Raw genomic sequence first — 25357 nt, 5'->3', positions numbered from 1 at the left:
GCGGAATACATAGATATGCATATCTCAGATTGGATTACTCATTAATGAATGAAGCGTTAAAACAATGGATCCCCCTCGTCAATTCTCTTCTTTCCCGCCTTTCGATTCACCCGAATGAACAGGATGAATGCCGCCAAGCCGCACTACTCCGACTCTGGAAGTCGATCGAAGAAGGCAAGGTCATGACCGTTACCTTCGCCCGGATTCGGGCCAAAGGCGCGATGCTCGATTATCTGGCGACCCGCAACCGGACGATGGCCGGTGAAGTCGCCGTCGAGACATTACCGGAACTCCCCCGTCAGCAGCAAGTCTCGTTCACCTACTTACTCGATCAACTGAAACAGGAACTGTCGCGGAAAGAATTCGCTATCCTGCAAGCTCTTCTTCATGGCAATGAGGACACCCTCGGCTACTCTCCGGCCCGGCTGCGTTCGCTCAAATCAGAACTCAAACGGAAGGTTCAGGAGATTCTTCTATGATGACGTTTTACTTGGAACGGTTACTGAAAATCATCGAACAATCTCCGAGTTATAGTCCGCTGACAAAAAAAGCTTATCGTGTCGACGTCCGCCATTTCTGTAGCCACGCCGAAACGATCGACATCCCTTCCCTCCACCGGTATATGAACCAGTTAAAACAAACCTATGCCCCGACGACCGTCGCCCGGCGGATCCATGCCTTGGCGACACTCTTCGATACTCTCGTCACTGAACGGTCACTCGTCAAAAATCCTTTATCCCAGATCAAAAAGCCGTCCCGTCCAATCCCGAAACACCGGACCACTTTCAGCTACACCGATGCCCGACGTGTCATCGAGACGATTCAAGACGAAACGACCTATGCCTTCTACTTCCTGCTGTTACATACCGGTCTGCGGTTCAACGAAGCCCGACAATTACGCCGGACCGATCTCGATCTGACCGAACGCCAACTGTTTGTCCGTCACGGCAAAGGACAAAAAACACGCTATGTCCCACTCCATGATGAGCTGATCATGGTCCTAACACGCTACCTTGACGTTCAGCCAAACGACGAACTCTTATTTCAAAACGACACCGGACGTTCGCTTGATCCGAATCAAACACGGAAGCAACTCCGGCTCGCCAGTCAACAAATCCTCAAGCGGACACTCCGACCACACGACTTACGCGTAACATTTGCAACGACACTGTATCGGGAGCACCAAGCCGATTTACTGACCGTCATGCGTCTGCTTGGACATAGTGATGCGAAGACGACGCAACAGTATATCCTGCCGTCGTCAGAAGTCGCCCGCTCCTCAATCAACCGCCTCACGCCGACAACGCATTGATGATGTGCTGGAGCTTCGTTTCCTGACTGAGAATGTAACCTTCCGTCGTTCGCGAGCTGCTGTGACCAAGCAACCGTTGAATCTCAAGCAGTTTGCAATTGCCGCTGTGATAGAGATACGTCGCAAACGAGACACGCAAGTCATGCGGATGTAGCGAACGTCCGCGTATAGCAAGCGACTGTTGACGTAACATATCGCGAGCTTGTTGCTCATTAATTGCTTGACCACGGACAGAACGGAAAACGAGTCCCGTCGTCCGTCCCTCTAAAAATGCTTGTAGCTTATAAGCCAGTCTTTCCCCAAGCGGAACAGTCCGCAGTCGTCGTCCTTTCCCGTGTCGCACGAGCAGTGTTAACGTCGCAAACTGAATATCCTCGATCGACAACAAACGGGCCTCCATGAAGCGGAGGCCCGTTTGACTGATGAGTTCGAAGAAAAGACGATAGGTCGGATGATTGATTTGGCGAATCGTTTGAATCACCTCTTCAAGCGGATGATGTTCGCATTGTTGGATCTGCTGATGGATAATCGGTCGGACTTGTTTCATGGGATTTGCTTTGAGACGTTTCGCCTGAACTAGTTCATTCCCCAGTGCCATCAACGCATGATATCGTCGCATCGCTGTTGCTGGTTTATATTGTTGAATCAACTGATCAAAATATGTTTGAAGGGACTTGACCGACCACTCGACATGATTCATCTTCATCTGCCGCAAATCACTGCGGTAAGCTTTAACCGTTCGCTTGCTGTACGAGACGTGTGTAAGAAGATACTGTTCCAAATAGTCGTAATGTGTCATAGGAGGTCCTCCTTCAAGAATTTTAGTAAAAGATTCTCTTTTTCAGAGTCTTTCAATCAGGAAGTTCAGTCTCAGTCAATATTCAAAACATGCTCATTTTACTACTACATGCATCGTTTCCGTATAGGCTGGTCCTTGGATATTACTATGGAAAACTGATTCGGACCGAACATGATAAAAATAAGTCCCCGGCGAACTTGTCTTTGTTCTGATGATGAATGCTTCCGGTTTATCGCCATCCACCCGGAATAAATACTTCCGCACCTGCTTTTGAACTCCTTTTGAATCAATTTTGAACATAAGAACACTTGTAAATTGACGTTGATCATCCCGATAAGGAGACTTAAAAAACACAGTATGGTAAGTTGTCTTTCCTACACGTTCTTGACTCCATGTATAGCCATGTCTTCTCATTCCTTCGTTTGCATCTAAACCTGGAAAGGTGAGCTTCGTATATCCTATTGCAACAACTTTTGCATCTACTGACTTGGTATTTGTCAACAAGCCAACAAAAACTAAACTGAATATCAGCATAATCTGAATCATTTTGTTAATTTGGTGCATATTCCATCCTCCTAATCTCTATTACCCACTATAAAATACCATTAAATAGGTAATATTAACTTCATTTTTAAAGTAAAAAACTTTTATCCAACTAGATCCGGTCTAACGCAAAAGGTACTCCGGATAAAAAATCCAAAGCACCTTTTAAATTATTCAAAACGAGAAGTGTATTTCTTTAAGTTGACGAATCCGTTCCTTATCTTCCGCATATTCTCCTGCCTCATGCCAAGAGCCAGTTTCTCCAAACTTCCCTTGATTTGATAGGAAGTTATAGCTACCGATGACCAAGAATATTTCGTCACACATTAAAAGCTTGAAATGGGTGTTAGAAACATGTAACTTTATCTTCCCCGGATAACCCTTTTTCAGCCACTTTCGTGTTAAATCTTTTGCTACCTCTTTAGAGTTTACGCTTCGATCATCATTAGTCTTATAACCATTCTCGGTTCCAATTCCATAAACAATCTTCACGTCGACCCCGCGCTTAAGCGCTTTTTCCATTTTATTCATTAGTACGTTGTCTCGCATTAACCATTTTCCTAACCAAGGACTGACAAGGCAGATTTCAGATTGTGCTTCGTCAAAAGCACGATAGAACAAATCTTTCATCTGTTGATTTTCGACATAATGACGGTTCGTCGGCTTTATATCTTTCAATTGTAAGTCTTGAATGATTTGCAGCATCGATTCTACGTCTAATCCATCCGACGATTTTGCTTTTAACAGATCAAGCACCTCTTGTATTTTTTCATCCTTTTCCTGATGAAGACTGATGGCAACTTGTAAATCAGCCATCATTGCTTCTGATTGAGCGGCTGTCATCTCTGCATTTTGATCGAACTTGCCATTTAACATTTCAAGATTTTTTTCCATTTGTATAGAGTGACCTTTCACGACTTCGTGTATCTCATCCATTTTCTGATTCGAGGAAGATTCATTTTTCAACATGGCACTTTCTATCGTCTGCAACATTTGTGCCATGTAACTATCCATTTGCTTCATTAAGCTACGTGTCAGTTCGTGTTCCTCGCTGGTCTTTTGAGAGACTGGGATTGGTATCAAATCAGGCGTTTGTCTGATACTCACGGGACTATTTTCTTTTTTTGCAAAAAGACTGATTCCGATAAAACTAATGAAAATAAGCATGATGTAGAGTGCCGAAATCATTTGATCAAACAAGAATAAGTGAACTGATGTTAGTAAGGTCATCGCTCCAAGTGTGATGTATGCCGTTACTTGATCGTACATTCTGTCCTTTTGCCACAAATATAGGCTTACGGTTCCAAGAATCAGTAGCAGGCTCAGACTCACTGCATTTGGTAATACCCACGGCAAAAAGGATGCCAGTGCATTGATGACGAGAAGTTGTCGATGTGTCATGAACGTCTCCTTTAATCTACTAAGACTTTATCAATGATGAGTTCAAGTTCATCTTGATAGATATCAACGGTTGCCATGACTCGAATTGGAAACTGCGCGACCATCGCATTTTCAATCCGTTCTTTTCTTCCCTTGATCTCTTGCGAATCCGCTTTAAACAAGACGGATTTGATTTGTTTATTGTCTTGAGTTAGTTGAAAAAACAGATGATCATTCTTTTCTGTTACTTGTTCGACCATTCCCTCGACGATAACCTGCGATCCGCGATCTGATTTTTGAATAGAGGACAGTGTCCGTGTCTTAATCGTTTCTGCTGTTTTATTCGTCAACGTCACATCTTGTAAGGCTGCCGGTACAAGTTCTAATTCTCCTTTATATTCTGTTACTTTTCCTTTAATCGTAGCTGTCGCATGAACAGGATATTCGGAAGAATCGGGTTTTAGGCTTACGAATAATGGTACTTTTAAGGTCTGTCCATTCGTACTTTCGACCGTCAAGAAAATATGCCCTTTCGGATGAACGTACTTTGAAATAATTTTGGCTGATACGGTCTTGGTTTGACCGACATCATCACTTGTGATTTGTTCAGTCTGATTGGATTCCATCATGATGAGATCTTGTTCTGTTTGCGGTACGACTTCAATCTTACCTTGATAGACATCAACGTTTCCGGTGACCGCAACCGTTTTGCCGGACATAAACATCGACGAATCGATCCCCTTGTCTTTAAAGATTGGCACACTGATCGTCCCACTATCATCGTTCACTTTTAAGAATACATGCCCTTTACTCGTTGAACGTTCCGTGACTGTACCAATGATTTTTTTCTGTTGCCCTTTCATCTCTTCGGTAATAGAGGAAATGGACATTATGTCACTGTCTTTTGTCGCTTTATCCGATTCTGCCGATTGAACTTCACTCGTTTCTTTCGCTGTCTCGTTTCCAAACAGATTTAGTTTATAGATGGCTCCACCGACCAATAGTACAAGTATGCAGACGGTCAAACCGATAAACATTCCTTTTGATTGTTTCATTTAGACACTCTCCTTAAGAATTCCTATTCAATATTTATTTTTGTCTTATATTTCTAATTTTACACAACCTCGGAAACTCTAATTTTCATTTTCAATATAAATGGTCAATATGTATTCGTTATAGTTTCTTTTTGTTGAATCACGTTGTCTAAAATAAAAAAGTGACGAAAAACCCTTTTCACGGAGTCCCTCGTCACTCTTTTAACCTTGTTTAAAATCAAGGAAAACTTGATGTTGGTAGTTCATTAAGCCTTCTTTACGTCATTTCCCCCTAAAATTTTCTGCTTGGGTACCATCAACGTACTGTGATTTTAATTTTCACACTCGTACTGTTCCCTGCTTTGTCTTTTACAGTGTATGTCAGTGCATAAATACCTTTACGTTTCGTATTGACGCTGCCAGTCACTTTGAGTGATTTCGTCAACGAACCGTCGATATTATCTTTTGCAGTGACGCCTGTCATCGGATTGAAGGACGACTTGTACTTAATCGTTTTTGACTTCGCTCCCGTAATGACCGGTTTGACGTTATCTTTAACTGTGATTTTACGAATTAAGGTCGTCGTATTTCCCGAGCGGTCCGCGACTTTGTAAGTCAAAGTATACGTGCCGATTTTCTTCAGATTGACGCTGCCCGACACTTGAATACTCTTCGTTACGTCCCCGTCAATGTTATCTTTTGACGTAATGCCTTTTTTCGGATCAAACGTACTGTTCAGATTGATCGACTGGTTCATTACACCTGACAGAACCGGTTTAATCGTATCTTTGACGGTTACACGGCGAATAATCCTCGCATGATTCCTTGCCCGGTCTCTTGCGCTGTATGTCAGACTGTAGATTCCCGGTTTCTTGCTGTCTACTATCCCGTAAATTAACATAGATTTCGTAAGATTTCCGTCCGTCTCATCCATTGCGGTGACATTAAGTTTTTTATCAAAGAGCATTCCTGCTTCAATTGTGATATCCGTCGCGCCTTTAATAACAGGCAATGTTGCATCGATCACTTTCAATTTCAGAACCTCACTCTTATTTCCCAGACTATCTGATGCCGTAAAACTGAACTCTTCATTGGTGTTAGGTTTTGTAATCGTAAAGCTGAAATTACCGGTTGCATCAGCCGTTGTTTCTATTATTTTACCAGCATATGTCAATTGCACTTTCGCTTTCGACTCAGCCGTTCCTGTGATGAGACCTGAACGATTAGTGATCTGATTAACCTGAAGGGTCGGTGCCGTTTTATCAGCTACAAGCACCGTTACAGCTGGACTGATGTTTCCTGCATCATCTGTTGCCGTGATTGTCAGATCCGTTCCTGCCACTTGCTTCGGAATCATTACTTTGAATGCGCCGTCTTTCCCAGCAATCGTTTGACCGATTTCTGTCAATCCTACATGAACAAAAATCACAGCGTCTGCTTCGGTCATCCCTGAAATGACAGTCGTTTGATCGGTGACTTCAGAAATTGTCGGGACAAGCGGTGCAGTAATATCCTTCACTGTTACAGAAGTACTTTCACTACTGTTATACCAATCATCCGTAGCAACTACTGAAATCACAGTGTTGGGAGGAAACGTATTTATTGGAAATTTAAAATTTCCGTAGTCATCTGCTATTGTTTTTCCAAAACTATAATTTTGATTGTTTAATCCTAAAAAGAAACTAATAGTAGAACGCTTTTCAGCTGTACCTGTTATGAATAAACTTTTTTCTGTAATTTCATCAACTGTTGGTTTTTCAGGTGCTGTAACATCCATCGTCGGTGTATTAGAATCTGGTTCTGTTAAATAAGGCTTAAATTCTATTATCGATCCAGCTCTCAAATCATCATTTTTATCAAATATCATTTGTCCGATTGATGTCTCATCTACTGTTCCCCAGTAGTTATTAACGGCAGTAATTTTTGTATTACGATACCCATTAGGTAATATCAGTGCATTTCCAAACCCTAAAAACGAATTAAATTCTACAATGGTTTCTGATGATCCAGAGCTATTCCAATTTTCTATTGTATTATCTAAAGTATTATAAAAAATATTATTTCGAATATAGACTTTTGTATCACCAGATGTACCAACACTAATTTTATGAGAATTCATAAATACATTGCGTTCAATATATACGTTACTGTTAGGATACCAAATGTACATAAATTGTGATAAATCAAATATTCTAGAATCTTTCAAAATTAAACTTCCATAACCCGCACTAACATTAGGTCCATATAAACTTCCTGAAATAATATCGGTATACTCAATATGAATCAAACATTTTTTTGAGTATTCATCGTTAACTGGTACGATATGTGTATTATTAATTTTTATTCTAGAATTCGAGTTACCTATTACCTCTAGAATCCCTAAGTTGTAGATACCTCTATTATTCCCATTGACCACTGTTCCCGGTTCAATTTTTAAAGTCACTCCATTATCGATTTGAATATCACCTACAAGGTTATAGGGTGAATTTTCTTTAGTCCATACGGTATCTTCCCGAATAATTCCTGATACGTCTGTACTTGCTGAAGCGATGACAGTCTTGCCGTTAAAATCTCCAGCGAATAAATATAATACAAATAGCAAAAATAATATTTTCTTCATATTTCCTCCTGTTTTCATAAATAATTTTCTAATCTTAAATAAATCGAATTAGATTCTATTTAAACGATTAGATAAACTCTTTTTATTGTTAGCTTACTCTTCTATCAGTTACATACTATTTCATTTTAAGGTACCTTTTACCTCGCTTACCTATTTTAGTAAAATAAAAAGATTCCTTGTACATAACATACAAGGAATCTTTTTTCAGTCACGACTATATAAATCACGCGTATATACTTTATCTTCAACATCGCTCAACTCAGGATGCATCCGATTCGAGAGAATGACATCTGATTCTTGCTTAAACGCTTCAAGATCACGAATGACACGTGAATTGTAGAATGTATCTTCCGTCAACACAGGTTCGAAGACTGTCACTTCGATTCCTTTTGCCTTGATTCGTTTCATAATACCTTGAATCGAAGAAGCACGGAAGTTATCCGAGTCCGTTTTCATCGTAAGGCGATAAACTCCAACGACTTTCGGATTTTGCTTAATGATTGTATCCGCAATATAATCTTTCCGTGTCCGGTTCGCTTCAACGATTGCCCCAATGATGTTATTCGGCACTTCATCATAGTTCGCAAGGAGTTGCTTTGTATCTTTCGGTAAGCAGTACCCACCATATCCGAAAGAAGGATTGTTGTAATGGTTGCCAATCCGGCTATCAAGTCCCACTCCTTCAATGATTTGTTTTGTATCAAGATTACGGACTTCTGCATACGTATCAAGTTCGTTAAAGAACGCGACACGCATCGCTAAATACGTATTGGAGAACAACTTGATGGCTTCCGCTTCTGTTGAATCTGTCAAAAGAATCGGCACATCTTTTTTGATAGCTCCTTGGAGTAACAGATCAGCAAATTGTTGTGCTCGTTCTGACTGTTCACCAACGACGATACGTGATGGATAAAGATTATCATGCAGTGCCTGTCCTTCACGCAAGAACTCCGGTGAGAAGATAATATTTGGTGTATCGAACTTCTCTTTTAATTCTTGTGTGTAGCCAACTGGTACCGTCGATTTGATGACCATCGTAGCATCTGGATTAATCGCAAGAACTGTCGCAATGACGCTCTCTACCGTACGCGTATTAAAGTAATTCCGTGTTGGATCGTAATCGGTCGGCGTTGCAATGATGACAAAATCAGATTCTTTATAGGCCTCAAAATTGTCAGTTGTTGCTCGCAAATTCAACTCTTTATTTTGAAGAAAGTTTTCAATTTCAGCATCAACGATTGGTGATTTCCGATCATTGACGAGCTCGACACGTTCTTTAATGATATCAATTGATGTGACTTCATTATGCTGTGCGAGTAAAACAGCCATCGAAAGACCAACGTAACCTGTCCCTGCTACTGTAATTTTCATATGTTTGCTTCTCCTTAGATTAAATCGTAACACCTTGGATCGTGTTCATGAATTCTTCTTTTAACTTTCTCAACATACTTTTACTTAAGTCGATCGTATCTTCTTTCACGCTAAAGTAAAATTTGATTTTTGGTTCAGTGCCAGATGGGCGGAGTGTAATCCAAGTATCCCCTTCTAAATACAACTTCAATACGTTTGAAGTAGGAAAATCAATTTGCGACATTACTCCAGTTTGATAATTGTTTCTTTGACCTGAAAGGTAATCTTCGATCATTACTACTTTCTTACCTGCCACTTCGTTCATAGGAGATTGCCGAACCTGTTGCATCATTTCTTGAATCTGAGTCGCACCATCTTTACCTTTTAAAGTTAATGATACAAGATCTTCTTGATAGTAACCGTATCGGTTCATTAAATTAAGAAGTGCAGTGTGTAAAGTGATTCCTTGCTCATGATAGTATGCTGCAACCTCTGCAATGAATACCGCCGCTTGAACCGCGTCCTTGTCACGTGCAAAATCTTTAATCAAATAACCATAACTTTCTTCGTATCCGAATAAAAATGTATGAGAAGACTGTTCTTCGAATTGTTTGATCTTTTCTCCAATAAACTTAAACCCGGTTAGTGTATCGATTGTCTCAATACCATAATCTTGGGCAATTGTACGCCCAATCTCGGAAGTAACGATCGTTTTGAGTATAACTCCATCCACAGGAAGAGTCCCTAATCGCTTCTTTTGCTCGAGAATATAATGTAGCATTACAGCACCTGTCTGGTTTCCAGTTAGCACTTCATACTGTCCTTCCGCATTTTTGACAGCAACCCCTAAACGATCGGCGTCCGGATCCGTCGCAAGTAACAGATCAGCACCATGCTTTTCTCCGTAACGAATTGCGTGTTCGAAAGCAGCATGCTCCTCCGGATTGGGCGAGACAACCGTTGAAAATTCTGGATCTGGAGTCATTTGTTCTTCTACTAGAATGATATTCTCAAATCCAAATCGTTTTAATCCTTCCGGAACAAGATGATACGCCGTTCCGTGTAGAGGTGTAAATACAATCTTCATATCAGATTTTGCAAATTTTCGAAGTTGCAGAGTATCAAGTGCAGCCAGGTATGCTTTATCAAACTCTTCACCAATCATTTGTAACAAACCATTTTTCAAAAGAGTTTCATATTGTACAAATGGAATCATCAGTTCATTTTCGACTTGGTTGATGTAAGAAGTTATGACATCTGCCATCTCAAGCGGCATTTGACCGCCATCTTCCGCATAAATCTTAATCCCGTTGTATTCAGGAGGGTTATGACTTGCAGTAATGACGATACCTGCAAATGTATTCAAATAGCGGATCGAGAAAGATAACTGAGGTGTCGGACGTAATGCATCAAAGACATATGACTTGATGTGATAATGGCCAAGTACTTGAGCAATTTCCATTGCAAATTCTTCTGACTTATGACGGGAATCATAAGCAACAACAACTCCACGTTGCATCGCTTCTTCTCCTTGCTCGACAATATAACGGGCGAGTCCGTCGATGGCTTTTCGAACTGTATAGATATTTAAACGGTTTGTTCCGACTCCTAATTCGCCTCTCATCCCACCTGTTCCGAATTCGAGTGCTTTATAAAACCGATCTTCTAACTCTTTTGGTTGGTCCAATATTGTATGAAGTTCTGATTGCAATTCAAAATTAAGATTGCTGTATGTAGTCCATTGTTGCGATTTTTCAATATAATTCATAACTTCCTCCATCATGCTCTATCTAATCTTAACGACCGATTTCACTTGTAATCCATTCCATGTTTCCAGAAGCGACCAATATCTCACTTGTATCTTTTGTAATAATTAAGTGATCACCTTTTTTGACTTCCATTGTTTCTTCATCATTTTGTAAAACTCCAGCACCTTCAATAACAGTTAACAACGAAAACTGTTCGCGACAAGGATATGAGTACCCTTTGCTGACTTGATGATGGTAGACATCAAATTCAGATGATTTGACAAGTGCTCGAATTGTGCCGGCATGCACAGTTTTTTCAGAAGGTCGTGCGAGAACTGGAACGTCAGGAACTGTCGTCACAGTCAGTGCTTTTTCTAGATGAAGTTCACGTTTAGTACCTTTATCATCAACTCGATCAAAGTCATACACACGATAAGTCGTGTCACAAGATTGTTGCGTCTCGAGAATCATGATTCCTTTACCAATCGCATGGATAGTTCCACTCTCCACAAAAACAAAGTCTCCTTTTTTAACAGGTTGTTTTTTTAGTAAGCTGGACCATTCTTCGTTTGAGACAGCTGTTTCTAGTTCTGCTCTCGTCTGAGCAGTATGACCAAGAATCAACTCGGCACCGGGTTCAGCATCAAGAACGTACCAACACTCTGTTTTGCCGAACCGTTCTCCTTCCAATCTATATGCCTGTTCGTCATTTGGATGGACTTGAACAGATAAATCATCCGTTGCATCCAGGATTTTAACCAGTAAAGGAAACGTTTCATGCGTAAAGTCACCAAACAATTCTTGACGATAATTGGCCCAGAGATCAGATAAAGTACGACCGCTATAAGGACCATTAATGACCTCATTTTCTCCGTTTTGATGGGCTGAAATTCCCCAACATTCTCCAATGGACCCGTTTGGTATATCGTAGTTAAAATCTATTTTTAGTCGTTGGCTTCCCCAAATACGTTCTTGAAAAATAGGCTTTAATTTCATAATCATGATAATTCCTCGTTTCAATAATTACTCATAATGTCATTTAGTTTTTTTATTATTTCTCTCATCCCAGATGAAGTTGGCTTAAATTTTTTATGATGTTTCATCAGTAGAGTGTCTTTAAACTTGGAATGATTCAGTTTTTCGAGAGATATTACATGATAGTTTGCTTTTCCATTAAGTGCATCGATGGTATTTTGATCCTCAATAAATGAGTCACGCTTAATCAATAATAAATTACTACTTCCATTTATTGATTCACTTACTGTACTCCAACCGGGCTTTGTAATTGTAAAATCAGAAGCTGCTATATAATTTTGTGTTTCAGTATAATCATTCGGGATTCTAAATACATTTGGATGACTTATGTCTATATGCGAAGAGACAATAAATTTACAACCTTCAGTTGACCATAATGAAGAATCATTATCGAACTGAGTACTATGATCGATTTTCATACCGAGTCCATAAAAAATCACAATGTCCGACAGAGATATGTTTAATTTAGATTTAATTTTTCTTACTTCGGAATGATTGATTTCTCGAGAGAAAAAATCGAATGTATTCATGTATCTTTTCGAATTAATTTGTCCTTTTAAAGGTAAGTAGTATGTCATTTTCGCATAAGCCTCTTGCATAACTTTAAGCTTAGAATCCGAAATGATATTTTTATAGACATCACTCCATAAAAAATTTGAAATTCCTATACTTGGGATATTCAAATCATAGGCAGCTTCAATTGCTGTCGAATAAATATCTGAAATAATATAGTCAATATTTTTTTCAGTTAAAAAATCACGTTCACCCTTTATTTTTCGTTTACGATGCACAAGATATTCTTCATACATGTCTTGAATTTTTAGATGATCTAGCTCTAAAGTTTGAGGATTTAAGATATAACCGATATCTGTTTCAAGAGTGCGAAAAGTAACACGAGAATCTCTAAGTGATTCCTGCAAGAATTTTTGAGCGAAACTATGACAAATAATAAGATTAAGGTTTTCATTACTTTTTAAAAGCTCACGAATGATTGCAACACTTCTTGTTGCATGACCATAACCATAATCTGAAATGTAGTAGGCGATATACATTTATTTCCTCCAAACAAAAAAACAGGAGAGAAGTATAGGTTTTCTCCCCAAGTAAGTAATTAATAAATGACACGCGACTCGGATTGATTGAAGCATGAGAGAACATCCGACCATTTATAATGAATACGTACAAAGTCTTCTTCTGTAATCTCGAGACCTGTCTGTACCTCAATGAACTCTAATTCAGAAAGTGCATAAATACCGTGTTCTTTCCCCGCTGGCAAATGAACAATATCACCGGCTTTAACTCGAGTAATCCGTCCGTCTACTGCCAAGTCTCCCTCACCTCGAACAATCGTCCAAACTTCATCTCTCAGCATATGGCGATGGTAAGAAGAGTTTCGTCCGGCATAGATACAAATCCGTTTTGTAACCATTTCTTTTTGTTCATCGTACTTAGCGTAATCAAGCGTTCGCGTCCAGCCCCACATCCGTTCTTCATACATGGGCGGTTGGTCGTATTGTCCGATATAATCTTTAATTTTTGGACTCGCTTCTTTTTCAGAAACTAAAATCCCATCAGGACTAGCTGCAATCACCAGATTCTTTACTCCAATGACTGTTACTGGGATATCAAGCTCATTAATAAGGTGAGTGTTTGTACTATCTTCTGAAATGACACCTTTACCGATTTGAGACGTTGCCATCTCTTCCGTCAGCGTATTCCATGTCCCAAGATCTTTCCAGTACCCATCATAAGGAACCGCGATGATATTGTCTGTTTTTTCGACTACAGCGTAATCAAAGCTGATTTTAGGTAATGTTGCATACATAGCTAGTAATTTTTGATAATCTAAAGGTAAATGATTTTCTTCGAGCGTTTTGAGTAAGTATCCTAAACGAAAAGCAAATACACCGCAATTCCAAAGGGCTCCTGATTCAATTAGTGTAGCGGCATCTTCCTCAGAAGGTTTTTCTGTAAACTTTTGAACTTGGATGTGATTATTAGGTATACTAGAATCCATTGTAGGAACCATATAACCATATTTAGAAGAAGGATATGTTGGTTTGACGCCCATTAGTGCTAAATCAGCGTTAGTTGTAATCAACATTTTCTCTAGCACTTTAACTTGCTCAAAAAATTGATCATCCACATAAGGATCAACTGGTAAAACAACCACCACTTCATCCTCATTCACGTTTTGAACTGAGTGTAGGTGACTCGCAGCAAGAGCAATCGCTGGATAGGTATCACGACGTTCAGGTTCAATAATTAAAGGAATATGCTCACCGATTTGAGCATGAATCATGTCTCGTTGCATTTTTGATGTTGCAACCATTGCATCGCCTGATAATCCTGTCGCTTCAAGTTGCCCCCATACACGTTGGACCATTGACTGTTCCTGTAAATTATGGCTTTCAAGCACTTTCAAAAATTGCTTCGAGCGTGTGTCGTTCGAGAGGGGCCATAGTCTTTTACCAGACCCTCCTGATAAGAGAACAAGCTTCATATCACACTTCCTCATTTCTATCCTTATTATTTATTAATGATGTTATTTAAGGTTTCTTTATACCTATTAAGCGAAAGTTCTTTTTTTAGATGAGCATCAAGATACTGACGACCACGCATTCCCATTTCCAAACGTTCTTCGTTTGTCAAATTATAAATATTTTTAATATTTTCAACAAAATGAACGTAATCTTGTGGTTCAGAAACTACTCCAGAGTTGCTTTTCGAAATTAAAAATTCTGCCTCGCTACCTTGCTCTAAAACTCCTAAAATAGGCTTTCCCGCTGCCATGACACCGTAAATTTTACTAGGAACAGAAACACCTTTTATTCCTTTTTGATTCACAACTAAATGCACATCTGCGACATTTAAAGAGTATTTGATGAATTCTTTTGGTTGATAAGGTAAAAACGTCACATTTCTCAAGTTTTCTTTAGACACGTAGTCTTGCATCTCTTTTTTCGATGCTCCTTCACCGATATACAAAAAGTGGATGTCTGGAATAGACTGCAATGTGGAAGAAACTTTGATTAAGTTTTCTAAATCATAATATAAGCCTAAGTTTCCGGAATACATGATGACGAACTTATTTTCAAGATGATGTTCCTCTAAAAAAGCTGAAACATGAACATCCTTTTTAGATAAAGGAATGATTTCATTTTCATCCGTCCAGTTATTGATTACACTGTGACTGAGCTGATGATTTATTCCAAAACGATTTTTAAGTGTCTGTTTCATATCGTTACCTACCAAAATGATGTGATCAGAATAACGACAATTCAGCTGATCGATTTGTTTAGCAACCTTATGTACTGTTCCACCTGTATAATTTACAGCTGCTGCTTGCTCGGGATTAAAATCTTGAATATTGTATACGTGCTTAGATCTTTTTAAAAACTTTCCGATCGTTCCTATCAGTCCTCCTAAGACCGGAGGTTGCGAAATTGTATAGATTAAATCTACATTCTTTTCTTTTAACAAAGCAACGTTAGCTAATGCAAAGTATTGTAAAATGTATTTCATTCGACTCAACTTGGATCGTTTATTTACTCTAGGTAGTTGGACACGAACAATCTTCATTCCATTCCAACATGCTGTTTCGATTTTCTTTTTAGGCCTTCCAGAATAGGTATCTTGACTGTATCCGGGTTGTGCTGCAATAACAGTGATCTCAAAATCATCTTTGATATGCAGACAAAGTTCAGTCATTAGTTGACCCGTTGATGCGTAATCAGGATGAAAATAGTTAATTACAAATGTTATTTTCTTTTTATCTGTCTTTAATATATTCACCAAAAGGTCCTCCTACAATTACATTTGAATCAACACTCTTCCTTATTGTACTTCTAGCAGTTACTACTGAATTTGATCCTATAACTACTCCTGGATGTACGAATGAATCAGTCGCAATCCATACAGAATCTCCAATTTTGATTGGTTTAGTTTTCAAAGAGAAATTTTCACAATAAATATCGTGAGAACCTGTGCAAAGATAAGATTTTTGAGAAATTACAGTATTGCTTCCGACGTCAATGCAATCAAGACTATATAAAACAACGTCGTCTCCTATCCAAGAATAGTCTCCAATTGATATTTTCCAAGGATATGTAAATTTTGCAGAAGATCTGATTTTTACATGTTTGCCTATCTTAGCGCCAAAAATTTTTAAAATAAATACTCTCCATCTGTACATATTATGAAGTGATAATCTAAATAAAGTTCCTTGAATGAACCACCATATTATTATCTTAAACCCACTTGCACCCCTATCAAAATTTGACTGATCATATTTTGATAAATTCATAGTATTTTTATGCATTTTTTTCACCTTTCAAAGCAACTTCTATCAAAATTTTCATTTTCTCAGATAATACAGTTTCCGAAGAATTATTAATCATCCAATCCTTCAAGTTAATAGGGAAATCAGAGGATATTTCATTATATTGATCTATAGCTTCGCTAATTGCGTTTCCTAAATTTTGAGGACAATCATTTTCATACAAAACAATACTATTTTCACTCATTTCTTTTACATCTGAAACATTAGAAGAAATAATTAACTTACTATGCTTAGCATACTCAAATACTTTAGAAGGGAATGAACATTCATTAAATTTAATTGTTTCGCGTTGAGGATTAATAAAAATGTCAGTGCTAATCATTAATTCATTATAATCACTGTCATTCAAAAATCCTAAAAATTCAATATTTATATCTTTCAGGGTGTTTTCTGTAATGAAATCTTCTACTTTTTTTTGAATAGGTCCATATCCAGAAATTCTAAGGTTAATTTTTTTTTCTGTTTCAATATATTTTAAGGATTCCAATAAAACCTCTATACCTCTCTCATAATCTAACCTTCCAGTGTAAGTCAGGTTCGCACACTCTTTAATAAAGTTTTGTGATGGAGTATCGGATGTTGAATTATAGATTCCTCTAGCAACAACAACGTTGTTTGTAGCAACTCTTTGTTTTAAAAGAGATGTTACTAAAACAGCGCCATTCAATAATGGATCCATCATTTTTTCTATCAATAAACTCAACTTGCGATAATACTTGTTAGTTTCTTTTACAGCATAAATTCCGTCTTCATAATCAATTATTATAGGAATTTTAAAAAAAGTTTTTGCAAATAATGCAACAATAGAAGTTTCAACTCTATAATTATAAAAAACTACTACTTTTCTTTTGTGCTTATTTGACTTCGCCCACTTACTAAGTTCATATAGAGAGAAAACTAGATTAAAGATCAAGCTTAGGAATTTAACATCAATCGTAGTTGGAAATATCACTAAAGATTCATTAAGAAATATTTTTTTACTTTTAAATATTTTAAATGTATTTTTTTTTAGTAATAGTGGTGAAATGATGGTAGAATTCCAATTATTTTTTTTGAACAAATTATTAATTGCTACTATTTTTTTATTTCCAGCTGGATGTAAAGAACCATAACCTCTGAATTCTTTTACCTTTTCATCAACATATGGAGCTACGTAAAGAATTTCTAATTCATTATTTTCACCAACTAATTTTTTTTTCATTATTCAAGCTTACATCCTCTCTTTTGTAACTACTTCCAAAAATTATAAGTAAAAATAACGGTTGCAATAAAAAGTTCTCAGTCATAAGAATAATTAACAACATAATAGTCAAAATGAAAATCCCTAATCTATCTTTTGTTATTTTTTTAAAAGAGTTCCAATACAATACCAAAAGAATTATTAAAGGTATCAAACCAAACTGATATCCAAACTGCAATAGGGAATTTGAAGAGTCTTTTATACCATAATTATTGTATAGAACATCATTATTTTGGTATCCCCAACCTACAAAAGGTTTTTTTAGCATTAGTTCAAAATTAGAAAAGCTATCTATCGATCTTCTATCAAAAGAAAAATTGTCGCTTTGAAACTTAGAGAAAATAACTGAAAATTTTATTTCTAAGTACAAATAAATTAAGATTATAATCAAACTAAGTAAAAAATATTTAGGCTTTATATTATTTGAGAATTTGTTTTTAAAATGATATAAAAAAATGAGCGCTGTTATTATATATCCAGTAGTAGAAAAAGTGGTTAATATAGCTAAAACCAACAAAGGAATATACATTTTTTTATATTTTAATTTAATTTTCAGCGTTAAAAATAAAGCTATATTTAATAGTGCTTGGTACGCTCCAGGTTCCCAAAAGATGCCGTTATTTCTTTCGAAATTCCAATAATCATATACATATAATGGTGTTATTCTATAATCCGAATCCCACACTTTAGTTATATCAATATATTGTCTTACAAAATCACTATTGAAATAACCTATAAAAAAGAAGGGGATGCTTGTTGCAGCAAGGAAAACCATTATTTTCACAAAATTTTTAGATAAAGAAGTAATTTTTATTTTATTAAAAATAAGAAAAATAGAAGTGATTTTTAACATTAAACCAAGATAGCTATCTATATTTATTTGATGTATAAAAAAGTTCATTGTTAAAATAGTAACAAAAGCAAAATAAATCGAAAATAATTTCAAATTGATCTTGCTTGGAAAATAAAAAATTAAAGAATACACAAATATAAATATAATTGTTTCGAGATAATAAAGTTTATAAAATACTATCGTGCCCGACGATAAAATTATCAATAAGGTAGTTATAAAACTCTTTACGTTTTCAGCTTTGCTTTTTTTATTTAATAATTCCAATTTAAATCTCCTTATTAAAAAAGCTATTCTTCAGCACTTATTTGCTTTATAATCTTTGCTGGTGATCCTGCTGCAATACAATTTTTTGGTATAGAACTTGTAACTACACTACCGGCACCTATTATTGAGTTTTCACCAATAGTTACTCCTTTTAATATTATCGAATTAGCCCCTATCCATACATTGTCTTCTATAGTTACTGCCTTTTTTTTAATAAATTTTTTGCTATATCTTCTATTATTAATTTGAATAGGATGAAAATCTGTATCTGTAATTTGTACATTTGCACCCAACATCGTATTATTTCCGATAGTGATTTTTTCAGCTGCACAAATTGAAGCACCACTTATACCCACATCGTTACCTATGCTTATTTCAGCAAATTCATCTAAAGTTCTAATCACAGTTTTATGATTGAGTCCCATAGGATTACTATTTGTGGTTGAACAAATTATTAGTCTTTGTCCCAAAGTAATTTTTGCATTTCTAAAATTTTCGATTATAGGTATTCCAACTATATTTATATCTTTATGAAAAGAAACATTCTCACTTTTTAAAATTTCAATAGAAAGGAACGAACAAAATATTTTGTGTACTTTTCTATTAACCTTTAAAATTGTTTTCAACATCAATAAAATCATTCCTTAATTTATATATTGTTTGAATGTTCTATCTGAATTAATTTCAGAATCAAAGTTTTTCAATGCGAAATTATAGGCATTACTGCTAAGTTTTTCTCTTAATTCTCTATTTATAGAAGTTGCAAAAATATATTCTTCAAATTCTTTTTGCGTAGAGTACAAGTAACCACTTTTAAAGTGTTCAATTAATTCATTAGGTCCACCTATATTATTACCTATCGAAAACTTTTTCATTGCAGATCCCTCAACTATACTTCTTGCAAAATGTGGTTCTATGAAAGGACACACTATACAATCAGATATACTTATAAGATTAGGTACATCATCAACAAAAGATAATAACTTTATATTATCATTGTTAGAACACATTTTTTTTATCACTTCTTCATAGGAATTGTTTGCGTTATCATAAAAACCAGAAATAACTAATTTTATATTTGGATTCTTTAAAATTGCATTTTTAAATGCTTTTACCATTTCCTTAACTCCATTACCCTCCACTATTCTACCTAAATACAAATAAACTATATCTTTAGAATCTATATCCATTTCTTTCATTAGTTCAGTATTTTTAGGTTTCGGATAATATTCTTTAAAATCTACAAAATTATAAATTACGCTTATTTTTTCTACATTATCGCTTAAACTTTTAGCATCAAATTCATCAATGGCAATAAATTTATTGACATATTTTAAATTAAAATATCTCAGTATATTCCCTACAAAAGATTGTAAGATGGGTTCTCTTATATGACATATTATATTGACTTTATTTTTTAAAGCATGTCTAGTGGCCATTGCAACTATAAACAAACATGTGCTGTTAAGATGAACTATATCTGGTTTTTCTTTTTTCATATATTTATAAGTTACTAGATAAGTTGGAATTACACCTATCAAATTTCTTATGAACAACTTCATGTTCATTCCAGACACTGTGGATCCATGAAAAGGATACATAAAATTTTTATGAACTAGTTTAGCACCAGAAGTTTTCAGTAAATCCCATACAGGACCTTTTCTAATTCCTAAGATAGTCGCATTATACACGTCTGTGTTTATTTTTCTAACAAGATAGGTTAGACTTTTAGGAGCACCTCCCAAAAGTCCAGAGTGATGAACATAAATTATATTCTTTTTCATATATCCTCCTAAAAATACATCGGAATCAATAATTATTCCGAAAAATTCTAAAAAAGATAAAAAATGACTTAGTCATTTTTATTCCTTCTTTTCTTGTTTTTTTAAATAAAAATGTAATCAAATATATTGAAAACACATAAGAAATTACAGTTGCAATCGATGCTCCAATCGCTCCATATTTAGGAATAAGTAAAATATTTAAAATAATATTAATAACCATTCCTAAGACATGAGTAAATGCAGAAAACTTCAGCATTTCTTCGATGATAAACCAACGATTTAGCAAAGCTTTCATAAATACAAAAATTGCACCCCATACATGAATTTTTAAAACTAATGCTGAATCTTGATATTCGATTCCATAGGTATACTTTATAATTAAATCAGCAAATAAAGTAATTAGTATTGCCGCAAAAAACGCTAAGCCAAACAAAAAGTCATAATTTTTTTGCAAAACTTTTTCAAACTCACTTTTATTTTCTCGAGATGAAATTAGTACTGGAAAAACTGACGATGTTATAATAGTCGGTAAAAAAAACCATACTTCAGATAATTTCACAGCAGCAGCATATATTCCTACTTCTTTGCTTCCACTCATACTGTTTAGCATTATCTGATCCGCTTTTAAATATATGATTGCCGACAAACTTGATAACATCAGAGGCCAAGTAGATTTCAAATATTTTTTTGATAAATCTTTAGAAAAATTCCATTTTTTAATATTAATTACTTTTTTATTATAATAAAATGTAATTAATATTAGTGAAAAAATAAATTCACTCACATATACCAAACCAAAAATTTCTAAAGAAGAATTATTTAATATTAGGATTATTTTAATCAGTGAAGAAATAACAAATCCGATTAGTCTAGACATTACAGATACTTTAGATTGAATTTTTGATTCGAAAAATAAATATATAACTTCAAACGGCTGAATAAGAAGCATTATATTAAAAAACATAAACAGTATAAATACATCATCATCTTTTATAAAAGATAATCCAACTATAGTCGAAATAATAAATCCTAATACCCCACCCAATAGTCTTAATAAAAAAGAAGTCCCTAAAATTTCCCTTTCATTTTCAGGATTTTGAGAAAGTTCTTTCACAAGATACCCAATCAATCCTAAAGGAACAAAGGATGAAAATAAGGAAACTATCGCTAATGCATAGTTATAGTCTCCAAATTTTTCAGGTCCAAAATATCTAGCCATCCAAAGTGAAACAAAAAAATTAATAGCCATTATAAAAATTTTTTCGAAAAACAACCAACTGGTATTTTTAAAAATATTTTTCCCGGAAAATGTGTTACTTTTCATTACATTAGTCAAACATTCTTACTTTTTCTGTTTCTTTCGAAACCTTATCTAAATCATGTTTAACCATGATTTCTACAAGCTGTTCAAACGACGTCTTAGTAGGATTCCACCCTAAAACGCTCTTCGCTTTTTCAGGTGTTCCTAGAAGTTGTTCTACTTCTGCTGGACGGAAGAATTTCGGATCAACAGATACAATCAATTCTTTGGTCACTTTGTTGTATCCTTTTTCCTCTACACCTGTTCCAGTCCACTCAACATCGATACCCGCGTGTTTGAATGCTAGCTCAACAAATTCACGAACTGTGTGCATTTCACCTGTCGCAATGACAAAGTCTTCCGGCTTATCGTGTTGTAACATCAACCACATACACTCGACATAGTCTTTCGCATAACCCCAATCACGTAATGAATCGAGGTTACCTAATTTTAATTCTTTTTGTTTTCCTTGTGCGATTCGTGCTGCTGCAAGCGAAATTTTACGTGTAACGAATGTTTCGCCGCGTCGCTCTGATTCATGGTTAAAAAGAATACCGTTTACAGCAAACATGTTATACGATTCACGGTAGTTTTTCGTAATCCAGAAACCATACATTTTAGCGACACCGTATGGTGAACGTGGATAGAATGGTGTTGTTTCTGATTGTGGAACTTCTTGAACTTTTCCGTAAAGCTCTGAAGTTGAAGCTTGATAAATACGAGTTGTTTCAATTAATCCAAGAATTTTTACGGCTTCAAGGATTCGTAATGTACCAACCGCATCGACATCTGCTGTGTATTCTGGTACGTCAAATGATACACGTACGTGCGACTGAGCAGCTAAGTTATAGATTTCATCTGGCTTAATTTCACTGATCAAACGGATGACATTTGAAGTATCTGTAATATCTCCATAATGAAGGTGGAAGTTTTCATTGTTATACATTGATTCTGCTTCATTTTCATTCATGACGTCTTCTAGACGTTCTTGGTTATAAGAAGAACTACGGCGAATTACACCGTGGACTTCATAGTCCATTCCAAGTAAAAATTCTGCTAAATATGATCCGTCTTGTCCTGTAACTCCTGTAATCAATGCCTTTTTCATTTGATTCACTCCTATGATTATACTTTTTTTAAGGTTTCTGTATTATTTAAGAACCACTCGTATGCTAATGAAATACCATCTTCTAATTTCACATCAGCTTTCCAGCCTAGCTGATTGATTTTTGTTGTATCAACTAATTTACGTGGTGTACCATCTGGTTTTGTCGTATCAAATTTCAGTTCACCTTTGAATCCGACTACCCGTTGCACCGTTTCAGCCAGTTCTTTAATCGATACGTCTTCTCCAACACCAATGTTGATGATTTCATCCTCATTGTAATGATTCATTAAGTACACGCAGGCATCTGCTAAATCATCTGAATACAGGAATTCACGTTTTGGTGTTCCTGTTCCCCATACTTCAACTGACGATTGATTCGATAATTTTGCTTCATGGAATTTACGAATCAAAGCCGGCATTACGTGAGAGGATTGAAGGTCAAAATTATCATTTTCTCCATAAAGGTTTGTCGGCATCGCTGAAATGTAATTTGTTCCATACTGTTTGTTGTAGGATTGACACATTTTGATTCCTGCAATTTTAGCTAAAGCATAAGCATCATTTGTTGGTTCTAATGGACCCGTCAACAAATACTCTTCTTTTAGAGGCTGAGGAGCTAATTTAGGATAAATACATGTACTACCAAGGAACAATAACTTCTCGACTTGATTCCGATACGAAGCATCAATTACATTCGTTTGAATCATTAAGTTATCGCGGATAAAGTCTGCCGGGAATTCATTGTTTGCAACAATTCCACCTACTTTAGCTGCTGCCAAGAATACGAATTCTGGTTTTTCAAGTTCAAAAAATGAATCCACTTGTTGCTTATCGCGTAAATCAAGCTCTTTACTTGTATGAACGATTAAGTTTTTATAACCTTCTTTTTCTAGTTTACGAAGAATCGCTGATCCAACTAACCCACGATGTCCTGCGACATAAATTTTAGAACTCTTATTCATCATTCACACTACTTTCTTAAATTAGTACGCATCTTTTGAACCAAACAATACTGCAATGGTTTTTACAATAATTTTCAAATCCATCATAAAACTTCTAGTTTTAATATATAAAATATCTAAATCCACCATTTCTTTGAAACCAATATTACTTCGACCGCTTACCTGCCATAAACCTGTACATCCCGGGACAACGGAAAGACGTTGCAAGTCATACGAAGTATATTCTGCCACTTCCCGTGGCAATGGTGGACGTGGACCGACAAGCGACATTTCACCTTTTAATACATTCCATAATTGTGGCAACTCATCTAAACTTGTTTTACGAATAAAGCGACCTACTTTTGTAACACGAGGGTCATTGGCCATTTTGAACATAGCACCCGTTGTCTCATTTTGCTGTAACAGATTAGCCAAGCGCTCTTCTGCATCCGAAACCATCGATCTGAACTTAAACATTTTGAATGTTTTTCCATCTAAGCCAACTCGATCTTGAGAGAAAAAAATTGATGCATTTTTATCTTCAAATTTAATGATAATTGCCAATAAAACTAAAAACGGACTCAGTATGAGTATTCCAAGTGATGATCCGACGATATCTAATAGTCTTTTTAAAATAAGATAGCTCTTAGACTCCTCTAATGGAATTGGCGTAACAACAAAAGTATCTGGCACTCTTTCAAAGTGTGTTTCTTCAAGCAACACTTTTGAAACAGAAGGAGAATCTGCGAGTGCCGTGACAGCTGTTTCCTCATGGATGGAACTTGATTTATCCAAAATTACACTCTCCTTTTTATTCAGTTACTGGAACTTTCAAATCGAGTAGTTCATACATCATTTCACGTACGTCATTACCTAAATCTTCACGTTTTAGAGCGAATTCTAACGTCGTACGAATGAAACCGAGCTTTTCACCCACATCATAACGTTTTCCGTCAAATTCATAGGCAAAGACTCTTTGCATCTCATTAAGTCGGGTAATCGCATCGGTCAATTGAATTTCACCGCCCGATCCGACCTCTTGTGTTTCGAGATATTTAAAAATTTCAGGTGTTAATAAATAGCGACCTAAAATCGCTAGGTTTGATGGTGCCGTTCCTGGAGCAGGTTTTTCGACAAATGATTTTACCTTATGTAATTGATCTGTGATGCTAGTACTTGGATCGACGATTCCATAACGGTGTGTATCTTCGTCTGCAACTGGTTGAACACCAATGATTGAACTATTTGTAATCTCGTACTGTTCAATCAGCTGGCGTGTACAAGGGATATCGGCTTGAACGATATCGTCCCCTAGCATGACAACAAATGGTTCGTTCCCAATAAATGCTTTTGCTTGGAGGATTGCATCTCCAAGGCCTTTTGGTTTCGATTGACGAATAAAATGGATATTGATGTTTGTTGTCGCTTCAACTAAATAAAGTAATTCCGACTTATTTTTAGAAATCAAATTTTCTTCTAGTTCAGGTACAGAATCAAAGTGATCTTCAATCGCTCGTTTCCCTTTACCTGTAATGATTAAAATATCTTCAATTCCCGATTCAATTGCTTCTTCGATGATATATTGAATCGTCGGTTTGTCGACAATCGGTAACATTTCTTTAGGCATCGCTTTCGTGGCTGGTAAAAAACGTGTCCCGAGTCCAGCAGCTGGAATAACCGCCTTTTTTACACGATTCATAAAAT

The 25357-nt window shown here is 36.1% G+C and carries 23 protein-coding genes; 2 read left to right on the top strand and 21 right to left on the bottom strand.

What is annotated here, in order from left to right; translation table 11 throughout:
* The first annotated feature begins 44 nt into the window (after positions 1-44).
* Both P397_RS0103450 and P397_RS0103445 read left to right on the top strand, forming a co-directional pair.
* Positions 45-479 carry a sigma factor gene (locus tag P397_RS0103450; protein WP_028105632.1) on the top strand — a complete coding sequence of 145 codons (435 nt, stop codon included), beginning with the start codon at positions 45-47 and terminating at the stop codon, positions 477-479.
* Entirely contained in the window at positions 476-1312 is an 837-nt protein-coding gene (locus tag P397_RS0103445) for a tyrosine-type recombinase/integrase (RefSeq protein WP_028105631.1), read from the top strand. The genes P397_RS0103450 and P397_RS0103445 overlap by 4 nt, the downstream gene beginning before the upstream one ends.
* On the opposite strand, the gene P397_RS0103440 is transcribed toward P397_RS0103445, so the two are convergent.
* The 21 genes from P397_RS0103440 to galU form a co-directional block, all read right to left on the bottom strand.
* The gene (locus tag P397_RS0103440) at positions 1293-2111 is read right to left on the bottom strand and encodes a tyrosine-type recombinase/integrase (protein WP_028105630.1); all 819 of its coding nucleotides are present in this window, start codon (positions 2109-2111) and stop codon (positions 1293-1295) included. The two genes, P397_RS0103445 and P397_RS0103440, sit on opposite strands and share 20 nt — an antisense overlap.
* Before the next feature lie 93 nt (positions 2112-2204).
* Positions 2205-2675 carry a hypothetical protein gene (locus tag P397_RS0103435; protein WP_028105629.1) on the bottom strand — a complete coding sequence of 157 codons (471 nt, stop codon included), beginning with the start codon at positions 2673-2675 and terminating at the stop codon, positions 2205-2207.
* A gap of 153 nt (positions 2676-2828) precedes the next feature.
* Positions 2829-4055: a phospholipase D-like domain-containing protein gene (locus P397_RS0103430; RefSeq protein WP_028105628.1), complete on the bottom strand. Its 1227-nt coding sequence runs from the start codon at positions 4053-4055 to the stop codon at positions 2829-2831.
* A gap of 11 nt (positions 4056-4066) precedes the next feature.
* Positions 4067-5089, bottom strand: a complete 1023-nt coding sequence (locus tag P397_RS0103425; RefSeq protein WP_028105627.1) for an OB-fold nucleic acid binding domain-containing protein — start codon at positions 5087-5089, stop codon at positions 4067-4069.
* A 295-nt stretch (positions 5090-5384) separates the two neighbouring features.
* Complete coding sequence (locus tag P397_RS0103420) at positions 5385-7688, bottom strand: immunoglobulin-like domain-containing protein (protein ID WP_028105626.1); 2304 nt, start codon at positions 7686-7688, stop codon at positions 5385-5387.
* 204 nt (positions 7689-7892) lie between these two features.
* Positions 7893-9059 carry a nucleotide sugar dehydrogenase gene (locus P397_RS0103415; protein WP_028105625.1) on the bottom strand — a complete coding sequence of 389 codons (1167 nt, stop codon included), beginning with the start codon at positions 9057-9059 and terminating at the stop codon, positions 7893-7895.
* Between the two features lie 19 nt (positions 9060-9078).
* Positions 9079-10806, bottom strand: a complete 1728-nt coding sequence (locus P397_RS0103410) for a phospho-sugar mutase (RefSeq protein WP_028105624.1) — start codon at positions 10804-10806, stop codon at positions 9079-9081.
* A gap of 28 nt (positions 10807-10834) precedes the next feature.
* A complete protein-coding gene (gene manA, locus P397_RS0103405; RefSeq protein ID WP_028105623.1) occupies positions 10835-11788 on the bottom strand; it encodes a mannose-6-phosphate isomerase, class I in 954 nt (317 codons plus the stop codon).
* Positions 11789-11802: 14 nt separating this feature from the next.
* Positions 11803-12873 carry a hypothetical protein gene (locus P397_RS0103400; protein WP_028105622.1) on the bottom strand — a complete coding sequence of 357 codons (1071 nt, stop codon included), beginning with the start codon at positions 12871-12873 and terminating at the stop codon, positions 11803-11805.
* Between the two features lie 59 nt (positions 12874-12932).
* The gene (locus P397_RS0103395; protein WP_028105621.1) at positions 12933-14324 is read right to left on the bottom strand and encodes a sugar phosphate nucleotidyltransferase; all 1392 of its coding nucleotides are present in this window, start codon (positions 14322-14324) and stop codon (positions 12933-12935) included.
* A 26-nt stretch (positions 14325-14350) separates the two neighbouring features.
* Positions 14351-15616: a glycosyltransferase family 4 protein gene (locus tag P397_RS0103390; protein ID WP_028105620.1), complete on the bottom strand. Its 1266-nt coding sequence runs from the start codon at positions 15614-15616 to the stop codon at positions 14351-14353.
* Entirely contained in the window at positions 15594-16142 is a 549-nt protein-coding gene (locus tag P397_RS0103385; protein WP_028105619.1) for a WcaF family extracellular polysaccharide biosynthesis acetyltransferase, read from the bottom strand. Before P397_RS0103385 ends, P397_RS0103390 begins: the two co-directional genes overlap by 23 nt.
* Positions 16135-17364, bottom strand: coding sequence for a glycosyltransferase (locus P397_RS0103380; RefSeq protein WP_028105618.1), 1230 nt, complete (start codon positions 17362-17364; stop codon positions 16135-16137). The genes P397_RS0103385 and P397_RS0103380 overlap by 8 nt, the downstream gene beginning before the upstream one ends.
* Positions 17342-18520 carry an O-antigen ligase family protein gene (locus P397_RS0103375; protein WP_028105617.1) on the bottom strand — a complete coding sequence of 393 codons (1179 nt, stop codon included), beginning with the start codon at positions 18518-18520 and terminating at the stop codon, positions 17342-17344. Before P397_RS0103375 ends, P397_RS0103380 begins: the two co-directional genes overlap by 23 nt.
* Before the next feature lie 23 nt (positions 18521-18543).
* Positions 18544-19149, bottom strand: a complete 606-nt coding sequence (locus tag P397_RS18120) for an acyltransferase (protein WP_035414031.1) — start codon at positions 19147-19149, stop codon at positions 18544-18546.
* A gap of 15 nt (positions 19150-19164) precedes the next feature.
* Positions 19165-20304 (bottom strand): glycosyltransferase, encoded by a 1140-nt coding sequence (locus tag P397_RS0103365; RefSeq protein WP_028105615.1) that lies wholly within the window; start codon positions 20302-20304, stop codon positions 19165-19167.
* Positions 20305-20329: 25 nt separating this feature from the next.
* On the bottom strand, positions 20330-21640 hold the full coding sequence (locus P397_RS17065) for a flippase (protein WP_152539583.1): 1311 nt from the start codon (positions 21638-21640) through the stop codon (positions 20330-20332).
* Complete coding sequence (gene gmd, locus P397_RS0103355; protein WP_028105614.1) at positions 21633-22712, bottom strand: GDP-mannose 4,6-dehydratase; 1080 nt, start codon at positions 22710-22712, stop codon at positions 21633-21635. The genes P397_RS17065 and gmd overlap by 8 nt, the downstream gene beginning before the upstream one ends.
* Positions 22713-22729: 17 nt before the next feature.
* Positions 22730-23674, bottom strand: a complete 945-nt coding sequence (gene fcl / locus P397_RS0103350; protein ID WP_028105613.1) for a GDP-L-fucose synthase — start codon at positions 23672-23674, stop codon at positions 22730-22732.
* A 21-nt stretch (positions 23675-23695) separates the two neighbouring features.
* A complete protein-coding gene (locus P397_RS0103345) occupies positions 23696-24448 on the bottom strand; it encodes a sugar transferase (protein WP_081776946.1) in 753 nt (250 codons plus the stop codon).
* 16 nt (positions 24449-24464) lie between these two features.
* The gene (galU, locus tag P397_RS0103340; protein ID WP_028105611.1) at positions 24465-25352 is read right to left on the bottom strand and encodes a UTP--glucose-1-phosphate uridylyltransferase GalU; all 888 of its coding nucleotides are present in this window, start codon (positions 25350-25352) and stop codon (positions 24465-24467) included.
* Positions 25353-25357 lie beyond the last annotated feature (5 nt).

This window comes from Exiguobacterium undae DSM 14481 (assembly GCF_000620805.1).
GTDB classification, from domain to species: domain Bacteria; phylum Bacillota; class Bacilli; order Exiguobacteriales; family Exiguobacteriaceae; genus Exiguobacterium_A; species Exiguobacterium_A undae.
Note: the sequence above shows the minus strand (reverse complement) of the source record. Positions and strands in the feature narration are given on the sequence as shown.

What these genes read in the sequence shown, in the direction of transcription:
- P397_RS0103425 (WP_028105627.1), bottom strand. Translation starts at nt 5,089, where the DNA reads ATGAAACAATCAAAAGGAATGTTTATCGGTTTGACCGTCTGCATACTT.
- P397_RS0103380 (WP_028105618.1), bottom strand. Translation starts at nt 17,364, where the DNA reads ATGAAAAAAAAATTAGTTGGTGAAAATAATGAATTAGAAATTCTTTAC.
- P397_RS0103435 (WP_028105629.1), bottom strand. Translation starts at nt 2,675, where the DNA reads ATGCACCAAATTAACAAAATGATTCAGATTATGCTGATATTCAGTTTA.
- galU (WP_028105611.1), bottom strand. Translation starts at nt 25,352, where the DNA reads ATGAATCGTGTAAAAAAGGCGGTTATTCCAGCTGCTGGACTCGGGACA.
- P397_RS0103415 (WP_028105625.1), bottom strand. Translation starts at nt 9,059, where the DNA reads ATGAAAATTACAGTAGCAGGGACAGGTTACGTTGGTCTTTCGATGGCT.
- P397_RS0103385 (WP_028105619.1), bottom strand. Translation starts at nt 16,142, where the DNA reads ATGCATAAAAATACTATGAATTTATCAAAATATGATCAGTCAAATTTT.
- P397_RS0103445 (WP_028105631.1), top strand. Translation starts at nt 476, where the DNA reads ATGATGACGTTTTACTTGGAACGGTTACTGAAAATCATCGAACAATCT.
- P397_RS0103420 (WP_028105626.1), bottom strand. Translation starts at nt 7,688, where the DNA reads ATGAAGAAAATATTATTTTTGCTATTTGTATTATATTTATTCGCTGGA.
- manA (WP_028105623.1), bottom strand. Translation starts at nt 11,788, where the DNA reads ATGATTATGAAATTAAAGCCTATTTTTCAAGAACGTATTTGGGGAAGC.
- gmd (WP_028105614.1), bottom strand. Translation starts at nt 22,712, where the DNA reads ATGAAAAAGGCATTGATTACAGGAGTTACAGGACAAGACGGATCATAT.
- P397_RS0103365 (WP_028105615.1), bottom strand. Translation starts at nt 20,304, where the DNA reads ATGAAAAAGAATATAATTTATGTTCATCACTCTGGACTTTTGGGAGGT.
- fcl (WP_028105613.1), bottom strand. Translation starts at nt 23,674, where the DNA reads ATGAATAAGAGTTCTAAAATTTATGTCGCAGGACATCGTGGGTTAGTT.
- P397_RS0103450 (WP_028105632.1), top strand. Translation starts at nt 45, where the DNA reads ATGAATGAAGCGTTAAAACAATGGATCCCCCTCGTCAATTCTCTTCTT.
- P397_RS0103400 (WP_028105622.1), bottom strand. Translation starts at nt 12,873, where the DNA reads ATGTATATCGCCTACTACATTTCAGATTATGGTTATGGTCATGCAACA.
- P397_RS0103430 (WP_028105628.1), bottom strand. Translation starts at nt 4,055, where the DNA reads ATGACACATCGACAACTTCTCGTCATCAATGCACTGGCATCCTTTTTG.
- P397_RS0103395 (WP_028105621.1), bottom strand. Translation starts at nt 14,324, where the DNA reads ATGAAGCTTGTTCTCTTATCAGGAGGGTCTGGTAAAAGACTATGGCCC.
- P397_RS18120 (WP_035414031.1), bottom strand. Translation starts at nt 19,149, where the DNA reads ATGTTGAAAACAATTTTAAAGGTTAATAGAAAAGTACACAAAATATTT.
- P397_RS0103440 (WP_028105630.1), bottom strand. Translation starts at nt 2,111, where the DNA reads ATGACACATTACGACTATTTGGAACAGTATCTTCTTACACACGTCTCG.
- P397_RS0103410 (WP_028105624.1), bottom strand. Translation starts at nt 10,806, where the DNA reads ATGAATTATATTGAAAAATCGCAACAATGGACTACATACAGCAATCTT.